The sequence below is a fragment of the Marinobacter sp. SS21 genome (assembly GCF_028369065.1).
Taxonomy (GTDB): Bacteria; Pseudomonadota; Gammaproteobacteria; order Pseudomonadales; family Oleiphilaceae; genus Marinobacter.
In genome coordinates this window covers 131,418-144,206 of sequence record NZ_JAQNDA010000008.1, presented here as the reverse complement: position 1 = coordinate 144,206, position 12,789 = coordinate 131,418, and the positions used below count along the sequence as shown (strand labels likewise).

At 62.8% G+C, this 12,789-nt stretch carries 6 protein-coding genes; 3 read left to right on the top strand and 3 right to left on the bottom strand.

All coding sequences use genetic code 11. From position 1 onward, the window contains the following. The first annotated feature begins 45 nt into the window (after nt 1–45). Both N6L25_RS12470 and N6L25_RS12465 read left to right on the top strand, forming a co-directional pair. Nucleotides 46–711, top strand: a complete 666-nt coding sequence (locus N6L25_RS12470; RefSeq protein WP_271980809.1) for a type II secretion system protein N — start codon at nt 46–48, stop codon at nt 709–711. A 9-nt stretch (nt 712–720) separates the two neighbouring features. Further along, the gene (locus N6L25_RS12465; RefSeq protein WP_271980807.1) at nt 721–1,377 is read left to right on the top strand and encodes a transglutaminase-like cysteine peptidase; all 657 of its coding nucleotides are present in this window, start codon (nt 721–723) and stop codon (nt 1,375–1,377) included. Here the strand turns inward: N6L25_RS12465 and recD are convergent. The 3 genes from recD to recC are packed head-to-tail and all read right to left on the bottom strand — an operon-like array spanning nt 1,369 to nt 10,953. After that, on the bottom strand, nt 1,369–3,588 hold the full coding sequence (recD, locus tag N6L25_RS12460; protein WP_271980805.1) for an exodeoxyribonuclease V subunit alpha: 2,220 nt from the start codon (nt 3,586–3,588) through the stop codon (nt 1,369–1,371). The genes N6L25_RS12465 and recD overlap by 9 nt on opposite strands. Before the next feature lie 11 nt (nt 3,589–3,599). Continuing rightward, a complete protein-coding gene (recB, locus tag N6L25_RS12455; RefSeq protein ID WP_271980803.1) occupies nt 3,600–7,367 on the bottom strand; it encodes an exodeoxyribonuclease V subunit beta in 3,768 nt (1,255 codons plus the stop codon). 1 nt (nt 7,368) lies between these two features. Beyond that, nucleotides 7,369–10,953 carry an exodeoxyribonuclease V subunit gamma gene (gene recC, locus N6L25_RS12450; RefSeq protein WP_271980801.1) on the bottom strand — a complete coding sequence of 1,195 codons (3,585 nt, stop codon included), beginning with the start codon at nt 10,951–10,953 and terminating at the stop codon, nt 7,369–7,371. A gap of 231 nt (nt 10,954–11,184) precedes the next feature. Between recC and N6L25_RS12445 the strand changes: the two genes are divergently transcribed. Further along, the gene (locus tag N6L25_RS12445) at nt 11,185–12,789 is read left to right on the top strand and encodes an FAD-binding oxidoreductase (protein WP_271980797.1); all 1,605 of its coding nucleotides are present in this window, start codon (nt 11,185–11,187) and stop codon (nt 12,787–12,789) included.

Below are 12,789 nucleotides of genomic sequence, written 5' to 3'. Positions count from 1 at the left end.
AGGCTATGATAGTTAAACCCTTACTGATTAGGCACAAGGAACACCATGTCAGCCCTTAATGCCCGGCTTCCTTTGTTGTTGGCCCTGGTTACTGTCCTCGCCATGGCAGCGGCCCTGGGTTGGCAAGGCTACAGCCTTTGGCTACAGACCCAAGCCGACCGCCAACAGGCAGCCCAGTCCGCCATCACCCCGGCCACTTCCGGGCAAACCCAGACACCGTCAATCAGTCTGGCAGAAGTTGAGCTGTTTGGCACTGCCAGTGCCGAGGTTACCGCCCAGGTCACCAATACCGAGAACCTGCCGGAGACCAATCTGCGACTTTATCTCCGGGGCGTACTGGCGGCAGAGGGCGAGTTCCCAGGCAGCGCACTGATCGAAGACGACAGTAACATCACCGATTCCTACCTGGTGGGCGACGAACTGCCCGGTAATGCCACCCTACGCTCGGTACACACCAATCGGGTGATCATTGAGCGCAGCGGTAAGCTGGAAAATCTTTATTTCCCGGAACTGGACGACAGCAGCGGTATGGACTTCGCTGAAGAAGATGGCGCTACCACCGCAGACACGGACACGCCGGCCCAGCCATCCGGGGCATCCACCTCCGGCTCACCCGTAGTGAGTACACCAGAAGCGTCCGAACAACGCCGGGAAGAAATCCGACAGCGTCTTGAGCAACTGCGCGAACGGTTACGTAGCAACTCTAATTGAGGCGATACCATGGACACAGGGATCTGGACAATTGCTCGTCGCATTGCCCTGCTCCCGGTACTCCTGCTGGTAACCACGGTCGCTGCACTGGAACTGAGTTCACGCCTGCTGGAGTATGTGCATGAGGAATTCGGCGTTGAAGCCCGGGACCGCCTGACCACCTGGCAAAGCCTCCAGAGAATGGCGTCCTCAGCCCCGGTCGAGCGGCAAATGAAACTGGTCAACTCGTTCTTCAACCGGGTCCGCTTTATCAACGACATCAAACACTGGGGCCAGGAGGACTACTGGGCCACACCAGTGGAGCTGCTGGCCACCAACGGCGGCGACTGCGAAGACTTCTCCATCGCCAAGTACCTGACCCTGAAATCCATGGGCGTACCGGACGATCAGTTGCGCATCACCTACGTCAAGGCGCTGGAACTGAACCAGGCCCACATGGTGTTGGCCTGGTACCCCACCCCCGATGCGGACCCGCTGATCCTGGATAACCTGATCAACGAAATCAAACCGGCATCGCAACGAACCGATCTGGAACCCGTCTACAGCTTCAACGGCGAGGGCCTCTGGCTCAATCGCTTTGGCGCCGACGACCAGCGTATCGGCGACGCCACCCGGCTCGATCATTGGCAGGACCTGAACGCGCGATTGCTGGATACCCTACGCTAGGGAGCCCAACAACAACTCCCCCAGACCGCTGGATCGCCGGACCTGGCGCGCCAACGCCTGCTCAAACACCCTTTCATCCGGCAACAGCAGGCTGAACCAGTGCCGGGCCCGGGTGATACCGGTGTACACCAGTTCCCGCGTCAAGACCGGGCTGATCCGGTCCGGCAGGATCAGGCAGGTATGTACGAACTCCGAGCCTTGGGATTTATGCACGGTCATGGCATAGACCGTCTCCACCTGCTGCAGACGACTGGGTAAGACCCAGCGAATCCGGCCACTGCCATCGCCGGCGGGAAAGGCCACTCGCATCACGCAATGACCTGGCTCGAGGGCCTGCTCGCCGGCGCGCCATTGTCGTGCAGGCACGTCCAGGGCGATGCCTATGTCTCCGTTCATCAAGCCCAGACTGTAATCGTTCCTGGTCACCAGCACCGGCCGGCCGGCATACCAGCCCTCCGTGCCACCGATCAAACCGGCCCGGCGGAGCCCGGCCGTGATCAATTCATTGAGCGCTTCGACCCCATAGGGACCGCGACGCAACGCGCACAGCAACTGGAATTGACCGTAGGCCGTGAGCACTTCGCTGGCCCAGGCATCCCAGGTCTCGGCCGGCGCATCGTGACTTGGGCGCGTCGACTTCATCAACCGCAGATAGTGCTGGTAGCCCATCGGCGGTTCCAGCACCCGGTCGCCCTGAATTCGCCCCACGCCCCGCTCCGGAAAACAGCCGGCGCCACCCTCGATGCAATGTCGCCCGATGGTCTGCTCGATGTCGCTGCCACGCAAACGCACTAACGCCAGATCGCGATAATCGGCCGCCAGAACCTCGCGCGCGACCTCGGCGACGGAACGCTCTTCACAGCCGCCGCCGTTGACTGCAGACGCCAGTTGCCCAATGCCACTGTGAACGCCGAAGCGGTAACTCCTGCGCAACATGGCCACCGCCTGATCCAGGCCGGCGCCAGCCTCACTGATCAGATGTTCGGGAAGGCGATAGCGGGTAACTGTCTCCAGCCAGCTGGCGCTAGCTGCTCGGTATCCCCCCCGGTCCGCCCGCTGACACATATCGCCCAACACCGCGCCGGCATCCACCGACGCTAATTGATCCTTGTCCCCGAGCAGGATCAGCCGGGCCTGATCCGGAAGGGCGTCCAGTACCTTCGCCATCATTTCCAGGTCCACCATGGAGGCCTCGTCGATGACCAGGACATCCACCACCAAGGGATTGTCCCGGTGATGGCGAAAGTTTCGTGACCCCGGCTTGCTTCCTAGCAGGCGGTGCAAGGTGGTGACACTGGTGGGTATGGCCGCCCGTAAGGTTTCGCTGTCCGGTAAATCGCCAAGCTCAAGCCCGTTAACGGCGCCAGCGATGGATTCATTGAGACGAGCCGCGGCCTTGCCAGTCGGTGCCGCCAACCTGATGCGAAGCGCCCGCCCCGTGTCCGGAGAAGTCAGTGCAATGTGTTGCAATGCCGCCAGCAACTTGACCACCGTTGTGGTCTTACCGGTGCCGGGACCGCCAGTCACGATGCTGAACGCCTGCCGTGCCGCGTTTCCACAAGCCACTTTCTGCCAATCGACGTCCTCCGCAAGCGCAGACGGAAACAACGCCGCCAGCGCCCTGGCCAAGGCCTGGGCACCGGCGCCTTTCGCATCCTCCATGGCCTGTAATGGCGCGAGCCGGGTTGCCAATCGCTGATGAATTTGCTGCTCGTACTGCCAGTAACGACGCAGGTACAGCCGCATGCCCTGACGAACCAGCGGTGTATTGCCCTGTGGATCGCCTTCCTGGTCCACCAGTAAGGGATTCTGGAGCGAGGCCAGCCAATCCTCATCGCTGACCCGGGCCATCAACTCGGAGGGTAACAAGTGTCGCTCCGGCGCCGCCACATCCTCCGGTGGCAGGGACAATGCGTTGTTATAACCATCCTCGGCCATGGCCTTGAGATCCAGGCACACATGGCCCCGCCCCAACTGGTGCGAGGTCAGCGCCGCCGCCAGCAGCAACAGGGTGTCCGCAGGCTGGTTGGCGAGATCGGCTTGCTGGCGGAGGAAGGTGACCAAGGCCACGTCCAAGGCGCGGAGCCAGCCCAGGGCGAGCCATTGCGCCAACAGGCGCGCCAGATTGTCCGGGCTCGCCAGTACCGATGACGGGGACAGGGCTTCGACAGCATCGGTGAGTTTGTCTACGGGCGCGTCAGTGCGAGCCATCGATTTCTCCATCACAGTAGCAGCTCCTGTTCCATAACCCCGTCGTGGGGGATCCGTCCTTGGCGGAACAGTGTATCCATGGCCTCGATCAGCTGCCGGTCGGGCCGGTCGAAATGCAGTCCGTTGACCGCGCCGCCGCTGCCCCGGAGAAACAGGTAGGCAGCGCCGCCGATGTGCCGATCATAGTCGTAACCAGGCAGCCGCGACGCCAGTAATCGGTGCAGGGCCAGCAGATAGATGGCGTACTGCAGGTCATACCGTTTTTCCGCCACTACTCGTGCCATGGCGTTGGGCGTATAGGCCTGATCGTCGGTACCCAGGGTGTTGGACTTATAATCGGCCACGTAGTAGCGGCCGTCGTGCTCAAACACCAGATCGATGAAGCCCTTGAGCATGCCATTGAGCGCCAGCGTGGTGGCCGGCGGCCTCGCGGCCAGGATGTCCGCCGGCTGGCCATGCAGGGTATGGCGCCGGACCAGCTGATCCAGGTCTTCGGCTTGCACCCCGTTACTGGCAAACCAGAATTCCAGTTCTGGCATGACCTGGGACAAATCGCCAAGCCGCATCGGAGCCGCACCGGGCAACGCCAGGGGAACCTGCAGGTACGCCTGCAACCACTTCCACAGTGGCTCCGCCCACGCCTGCCAACCCCGACTCAGGCATTGCTGGTGTAGCCGTTCCCGCAGTGTTTGCGGGTTCGCCAGTACCGAGGCAAACCCCTGCTCGGCACACCATTCCAAAAGATCGTGCAGAAAGGTACCTGGACCGGCGCCGCGATAGAAGCCATGAATATCAGCCACCTCCGGCGCCGGCACGGCGACCGGGGGCGGCAGCGCTGCCCCCGGTCGCTCCCGTTCTTCCTGGAAGCGCTCGGCACCCGGCGTTTCGGCTTCTGGCCACGACGGCTGGCGAGCGTCTGCGGCAGTCGCGACATTCACTGCCTGGTCGTGTATGGCAGCGCGGTAACGAATGGCGGAGTAGCTGGAAATCCACCAGTCCTCCCTGGCCCGGCGCGTCGGCACCCGGGCCGGTGTCAGCTCCCGTTCCGCAGGCGGCTGGTAGCTTTCCTCGCAAACCGGTGGCAAGGCCGCGACCGCCAGGTGATCGCAGCCCGCCGCTAGCTGCTCCAGCCTGGAGCGAAAAGACCCCTCGGTGTTACGAGCTACCAGGTAGCTCAAAGCGCTGCGGTCCTCCTCACCCTTCAGGGCCGGTGCCCCCACCCACGTGGCGTGGCGAGCCCGGGTCAAGGCCACGTAAAGTTTTCGAATGTCTTCGCCAAGCCGCTCCTCATCCGCCTGCTGGAGGACATCGTCGCTGGCCTCGAAGGCCACTTGCTGGTTACCCGCTTCATCATGCCAACGCAAGGGCAAATCCTGATTACGGACTGGACGGCAATGGGTAGCGAAGGGCAGGAACACCAGCGGGTATTCGAGCCCCTTGGACTTGTGAACCGTCACCACCTGCACCAGGTCGGCGTCGCTTTCCAACCGGACCTGCAGCGATTCCGACTGTTTGTGGGCAGCGGTGACCATGTCCCGGAACCGCCGGATCAGCGACTGTTCACCATCCACTTGCCGGCTTTCCTGCTGCAGCAACTCCGCCAGGTGGAGCACATCCGTGAGGATCCGCTCGCCGTCCGCGCGCCCCAACAGGCGGGCTGGCACGTCGAAGCGTTGCAGCAGTCGGCGAATCATCGCCAACACGCCCTGGCGCTGCCAGCTCCGATGCAGCTGACGGAAACTCTCGATCTCAGCCTCCCAGGCGAGTTCATTGCTGCGCAGCTGGTCCAGAGTCTGCCAATCGACGTCCAGTGTCGCCGTCGCCAGAGCGGCGCGCACCAGACGATCCCGTTCCGGTTCGGCGCAGGCTTCCAGCCAGTGCAACATGTCACGGGCCTGGGCCGTGTCGAGCACCGATGCGCGATCGGACAGGTAAACACTTTTAACACTGCGACGATCCAGCGCCGCCCGCACGTGACGGGCTTCCGTGCCATTGTTGACCAGAATCGCGAAGTCTGACGATCGCAGGGCCTGCAGGCGACCATCCGGGTGCCGGAAGCCGGCGGCCCCGGTCTGGCCCAGGTTGAGCAAGTGCACAATGTGCGAGGCGCACGCCTCTGCCGTTTCGACGATGACCTGGGCTTTGGCGTCCTCGCCTTCCCGCACCCAGAATGTCAACGCCGGCGGTGCCTGCTGCTGGATTTCCAGGTACTCAGCACGACCATGGGCCTCCACCTCATCAAACGGTACCGGATTACCCCGCGCGCGCCTGAACAAGAAAGCGCCCCGCTTGGCCTCGGTTTCTGCAAAAGCAAATACCCGATTGCTGGCGCTCACCATGGCCGCGGCGGAGCGGAAATTTCGCGGCAGGGTGACATGACGGCCCGCCGTGGCCTCGCGGGCTTTCAGGTAGGTGAAGATATCGGCACCACGAAAGGCATAGATGGCCTGCTTGGGATCGCCGATCATCAGCAAGCCGGTATTCGGATCGTCATCACGGACCCGAAACACGGTGTCGAAGATTCGATACTGGACCGGGTCGGTATCCTGGAACTCATCAATCAGCGCCAGCGGGAACTGACTGCGAATGGCCGTCGCCAGCCGCTCACCACCGTCGCCCCCAAGAGCGCGATCCAGTCGGTGCAGCAGGTCGTCAAAGCCCATCTCAGCGCGACGCTGTTTTTCACGTTCCAGGCGGTCCGCCATCCAGCGGGTGGCATGAAACAACAGTTCAGTCCGGGGCACACCGGTGCTGCAGGCAGCCTTAAGCTGGCTGACCTTGACCACCAACGGGTGCTCTGTGGGGGCAGCCCCCGACTTCCAGGCCTCCTCAATGCCCTCTGGCGTCAGCCGGTGCCACGCCGAGTCCGATAAGTCCGGTGCATTGAGATCCTTGCCACTGCCCCATTCCCGCAGCCGCTCCAGCCAACTGGCAACATGGTTCATCCGCAGCATGTTGCCGTTGAAGGCTTTTTTGCCCTTGGCGTCCGCCAGCACCACGGCGAAGTCGTCCGCCTGCTGGGCCAGGTCCTGGCGGGCACGGTCAAACACCTGACGTCGCCGTGTCACCATATCCCCCAGCAGGCGGCCGGGATCCTCGTCTCCCAGCGGCAGCTGATCGCCGAGCCCCAACAGCCCGGCGACTTCCTGCTGCAGCGCTTCCGGCGTTGCCAGGCTTTTCAGCCAAAGTCCGGCTGAGTCCTGGTCCAGCGGCGTGACAAAGGTACGCCAGTAGTCCCGGACCACCTGGGCCAGGAGCTCGCTCTGGTCAGTCTCCAGACTTTGATTGAACAGGCCGCCACTGTCGAATGCGTGCTCTCGCAACATACGATTGCACCAGCCATGAATGGTGTGCACCGCGGCCTCATCCATGGATTCGGCCGCCAATTCCAGCAGCCGGGCCTTGGCCGGCCATTGGGCAGGATCATGGTACTGGTCGCGCAGTTGTCTGAGGGGATCGCTGGCGCTGGCCGTCTCCGCTCCCGGCGGCTCGCGAAATACCGCCGCCGCTTCCGCCAGACGCTGCCGGATGCGATCCCGCAGCTCCTTGGTGGCCGCCTCGGTGAAAGTCACCACCAGAATATCCCGTGGGGTGAGCAGGCGACCACCGCTGGGTACGTCGCCATGCCCCAGGATTGCCCGAACGTACAGCAGGGCGATGGTGAAGGTTTTGCCGGTGCCGGCACTGGCCTCAATCAGGCGACTGCCCTGCAACGGCAGCGTCAGCGGATCGAGTCTTGGGTTGCTCGGCGCCTTGGCCGTTGCGCTTTTGCTGATCATGTTAGCGTGCTGCCTCCTTTACCGCTTGCCAGAGCGGACGATAGAGGCGTTCGCTCCACTGCTGGAAGCCGCCACCGGCCACCAGGGCGTCGAAGCTGGGGAAGGCCCGTCGCAACGCCGGCGACTGATCCATCTCACCGCTCTGCTTGAACCCGCCCTCATAAACTGCCCGGGCATCAGCGAGCCCTTTCTCCTCCGACTTGGCATTGCCTGCAATCCAGGCAAATGCGGTCTTTGGCGCCAGCGGCAAGGGTGTGCGCAGGCTGGTTAGCCAGGCGGTCAGCAAGTCAGTCATTAGCTCGTCGGCGCGTTCCCGGGCGAGGGGTGGCAGGGTCACATCACCGGCTTTGCTGAGCAGGCAGGTCACCACCGGGATATCCGCCCGTTGCGAGGCCGCCAGGTGGGTCACCCAAGGGTTCAGGAAGTGATGCCAACGGTACCGATTACGGTTGTCCGTCAGACCGCTGCTGGATAGGCGGATCAATGCCCAGCCACCCTCTGGCGCCACCTTGAACGGGCCGAGCCAATCTTCCACCGCCACCGTCAGGCCATCGATCTGGGCACGACACTCATAGGCCTGCAAGTCCAATTCACCCGGGAACCGTGCCAGCCAACTGCGGTAACGCTGGTACAGCGCTGGTAAATCGGCCTTCAGCCGCTGCTGCAACACCAGGCCAACACCGCCACTGGGGAAATCCCCTCGTGTGGCCTGACGCCGGATCTCAAGGTCTATCGCCTCGTTCAAGGCCGCTTCGAAGGCCTGTTCGGGTCCAGGACCCGATGCCGATGCGGATCGGGCGATGACGCCCTGAATCAGCTGGTCGCTGAGCTTCCAGTGGGACAAGCCGTCCAGGACAAAGGGCTCGTCATCCTCGGTGCCGGCATCCGGTTGGTCGAAGTACACCCCAAGCCTGGACTGGAAGAAGCCATCCACCGGCGACCGCAGGAAGCGGCCAAGGGTGGCCAGATTGATGGGCTCGGCCAGCAGGTCCTCGGGCAGCTCTGAAAATGTTGGAATGACGCCATCAGCCGAACCGGCCGCTTCCGCGTGAGCCTGTCGCCATTCCCGGGCATAGGTAAACAGCCCGCCGCGGGTGCAGGAGTCGCCAAAGTAGGCCGGACTGAAGGGCTGCAACGGGTGTTCGGTGGTCAGCCATTGCGACACCGAGCGATGATCGCGGGCCGTCTCCGCCAGCGGCCGAATGGCGTCCAGGTGGTCCCTCAGCTGGGCCACCAGAACCGATGGCGGACGCTCGGAATTATCATTAATACTTCTACCTATCCAGCTGATATATAGCTGTTTTCTAGCAGAAAGCAGCGCCTCGAGAAAGAGGTAGCGGTCGTCCTCCCGGCGGGACCGGTCACCGGGTCGGTAATCCTCGGCCATCAGGTCGAAGTCCACCGGTGGCTGACTGCGGGGATAGTCGCCGTCGTTCATGCCCAACAGGCAAATGTGCTCGAAGGGGATCGCCCGCATCGGCATCAACGTGGCGAAATTGACCTTGCCCGCGAGAAAGCGTTGGCTCAAGCCGCTCTGATCAAGACTCGACAGCCACACTTCCCGTACGATCGCCAGCGGTAGTTCGGTGGTGTCGAGTCCAGCACCGTCACAGGCCTGCAACCACTGCTCCACGGTCTGGTCGAGCCGAGCGAACACCAGGCTGTCCTGCTCATCGAGCGGACCAAAAAACTGCTCGCGAAGCTCGTTAATCACCTGCGCCCAGGCCCCCGGAGCGTGCGGCTCGGACAAGGTCAGCCACAGCCGCTCCAACTGGCTCAACAACAGCTCCAACTGGCCCGCCAGCCGACTCTCCAGACCACCGACCTCACCAAACGGTTCGATGCCCTGCCAGGCTTGACCATCGCCAACCGCGTAGCCCAGCAGCATGCGGCGAAGGCCAAAGCTCCAGGTGTGCTGATCCATTCCTTCGGGCAAGGCCAGGGAAGCCCGCTGCTGGCCATCCAGCCCCCAGCGAATATTGGCACCGTGAATCCACTGGTGCAGCAGAGGCAGGTCCTCCTCCACCAGGCCGAAGCGAGCTCGCACCGCCGGCACATCCAGCAGGTCCAGCACATCACTCACCGCGATGCGCGATTCCGGCAGCGATAACAGCTTTTCCAGAGCGATCAGCGCCGGAACCTGATGGCGTTCACCCTGATCCGAGATGGTGAACGGTATGAAGCGGTCGTCTTCAGGGTCGAGCTGACCAAATACGGCTTCGATATGGGGCGCATACTGGTTGATGTCCGGCACCATCACCAGGATGTCCTGGGGCCTGAGATCCGGATCGGCGCTGAACGCCTCCAATAGCTGGTCTTGCAGGATCTCCACCTCCCGCTGGGCGCTGTGGCCGGTATGGAACACCAGTGAGCGGTCGCTGGCGTTGGGCTGGATCAGAGGACGGATGGCCTCGCGATTGGGGCGCAGGTTAAGGATATCGTCCTGCAGCACCATCAGCAGGGTTTGCTGTGCTTCTGGGACGCCGTCCAGTGGACTGCTAAACAGGTCAATCTGCGTAAACCAGTGGCGATAGTCCGCCTGGTGGTCGTATTCGTCCAGCATGCGAATATAGTCCCGGCCCTGCTTGCCCCACGCAGCCAGCAGCGGCTGGGCGTGCAGGTGCAGGTTGTGGTCATCGAGCACGGCCGGCATCCCCTCGCGCTGGGCACCCCGCCGATTGACCGCCCGCAACAGGTCCCGATTCTCGACAATATCCGCCCAGTAGTACTGGGATGGATTGTGGATGCACAACAACACCTGACAGCATTGACCCAACTGGCTCAACACCTCCAGGGTCTGCTGGGGTAACGACGATACCCCAAAGACGATCAGCCGCCTGGGCACACCCCGGGGGCGATTGGTCGCTCGCAACTGACCAGCCGCCGCCAGAAACCGGGCGTGGATCTCGGCCCGGCTGGCGCCGGCATCCCGCCCCCCCTGGGCCTCAATATCCCGTTCCAGCCGGCGCCACAAGGCTGCCTGCCAACGCTGATCTGGCGGCAGGTCTTTCTCCTGACCGCCGCGCACGAGCATGACATTCCTGCCCCGTTGCCACTGCGCCAGCCAGTCCGCCCGGTAAACCTGATACTGATCAAACAGGTCCGCAATCCGCTCCGCCAGCTGGTAGCGTCGGCGCTCGGCTTCGGCACCGGCCATAAACCGGCTCAGCGGAGCAAACAGCGGATCGCCATTCAGTTCCGGCAACATCCGGTAGAGCCGCCAGGTCATCTCGTCCTTGTCGTAGGGCGAACGGGTCGCCACCGCCTCGGTGCCGAGGACCGCACGATACACCTGCCAGAGGAATCTGGACGGTAAGGAGAACCGCATGGCCGCGGCAATGCCAAGCCCAGGCTGGTCGGGGTCATCCTCGTCCCGGGCCAGCGCCAGCTTGAGCCATTGCGCAATGCCGTTGGAATGCACCAGGAACACTTCCTCTTCCAGCGGCGGCAAGGGAAAACGGCGGATCACCTCCACCAGCAGGGTTCGCAGATCCTCCAGCCGGTTGGCGTGGATGACCTGAAATCCCACGGGCCGATCCAACTCGGCGGGTTCGTTGACGATATGATCCGATAGGCGCTCAGCCATGGTATGCGTTGCCGCTCCGATGCGTAGATCCTGCCCAACAAGACGGCGGCAGTGAGTTTGTCGTGAATCGTTAATATAGCGGTGGAGAATACCGCTACAATCCCTTCTATCCAAACGCAATGATGCATCCACTCTGCCCTAGCCCGGGCTCCATTATCGGGAAGACTGCGAGGCGAGCGGGTGTGTAAGCGGTAGATCATAACAACAATAGCAACAGGAGATGCGGCCATCATGAGACGCTGGAACGGCTGGGGCGATGATCAATTTCACCTGGACCTGCCACCACAGGGCCATCAGTTCCTGTCGGAACGAATCGGCCCGGGCCAGGCCCTGTCAGATACCGAGCTGGCCACGGTCTGTGAGCGAGTACCCGCCAGCCGTCTTGCCGACCACCCGCTCATCGATACCTCGGCCGAAACCCGGGTCCGTCACGCCCGCGGTCAGAGTCTTCCCGACTGGCTCGCCGTGCGCAGTGGCGACATCGGCGTGTTCCCCGACGGGGTGGCGCAACCAAAGAACAGCGACGAGGTTCGGGACCTGCTCCAGTATGCCCAGCGTCATGAAATCACCCTGATCCCCTATGGCGGTGGCACCAGCGTCGCTGGCCATATCAATCCCCTCGCCGACACCCGCCCCGTGCTGACCGTGGATATGGGGCGCATGAACCAGCTGATGGACTTCGACCCGGAGAGCCAGATCGCCACCTTTGGCGCGGGCACGCCGGGGCCGCTGGTGGAATCCCAGCTGCGGGCTAAAGGGTACACCCTGGGGCACTTTCCCCAGTCGTTTGAATTATCAACCCTGGGCGGCTGGGTAGCGAGTCGCTCCAGCGGCCAGCAATCCCTGCGCTATGGTCGCATCGAGCAACTGTTCGCCGGTGGCCGGATCGAAACCCTGCAAGGCTCGCTGGATATTCCCACTTTCCCGGCGTCCAGCGCAGGTCCGGACATTCGAGAGATGATCCTCGGCTCCGAGGGGCGGCTCGGCATCCTCACCGAAGTTAAAGTACGGGCGACCCCCCTGGCGGATCAGGAGAGCTTCCACGTCACCTTTTTCCCGACCTGGGAGCAGGCCCGCACGGCAGCCCGGGCCCTGGTTCAGAGCAAGGTGCAGCTGTCCATGCTGCGGCTGAGCAATGCCATCGAAACCGAAACCCAACTGGCGCTGGCGGGACACCCCCACCAGATTCGGCTGCTGGAGGCTTACCTGTCGTTCCGAGGCGCCGGGAATCAAAAATGCATGATGACGTTCGGACTCACCGGCAGTCGTCAGCAGTGCACCGCGGCGCTGCGCGAAGCCCGCCGGATCTGCGCCAAACAGGAAGGTGTGTATACCGGCACCTATCTGGGCGCGAAGTGGGCCGAGAAACGATTTACCATGCCCTATCTGCGGGAAGCGCTCTGGCAACTGGGGTACGCCGTGGATACCCTCGAGACCGCCACCGATTGGGACAATGTCGATCACCTGCTCAATCGGATGGAAGGCACCCTGCGGGATGGCCTCGCGGATTTTGGGGAGAAGGTTCATGTCTTCACCCACCTGTCTCACTTCTACGGTCAGGGCTGCAGCATTTACACCACCTACGTGTTCCGCAACGGCAGCAGCTACGCCAACACGCTGGAGCGCTGGAAACACCTCAAGCATGAGACCTCCCGGGTCATCGTGGAGAACCGGGGCACCATCAGCCATCAGCACGGTGTTGGCAAGGACCATGCGCCCTACCTGCCGGTGGAGAAAGGCGAGCTCGGTATGCGGGCGATTCACGCACTGTGCCAAAGTTTCGACCCGGACCGGTTACTCAACCCTGGAACCCTGATCCGCGACGACAAAGCCTGA

Excerpts from the sequence above, each read along its gene's own strand:
- N6L25_RS12470 (WP_271980809.1), top strand. The coding sequence starts at position 46 with ATGTCAGCCCTTAATGCCCGGCTTCCTTTGTTGTTGGCCCTGGTTACT.
- N6L25_RS12465 (WP_271980807.1), top strand. The coding sequence starts at position 721 with ATGGACACAGGGATCTGGACAATTGCTCGTCGCATTGCCCTGCTCCCG.
- recD (WP_271980805.1), bottom strand. The coding sequence starts at position 3,588 with ATGGCTCGCACTGACGCGCCCGTAGACAAACTCACCGATGCTGTCGAA.
- recB (WP_271980803.1), bottom strand. The coding sequence starts at position 7,367 with ATGATCAGCAAAAGCGCAACGGCCAAGGCGCCGAGCAACCCAAGACTC.
- recC (WP_271980801.1), bottom strand. The coding sequence starts at position 10,953 with ATGGCTGAGCGCCTATCGGATCATATCGTCAACGAACCCGCCGAGTTG.
- N6L25_RS12445 (WP_271980797.1), top strand. The coding sequence starts at position 11,185 with ATGAGACGCTGGAACGGCTGGGGCGATGATCAATTTCACCTGGACCTG.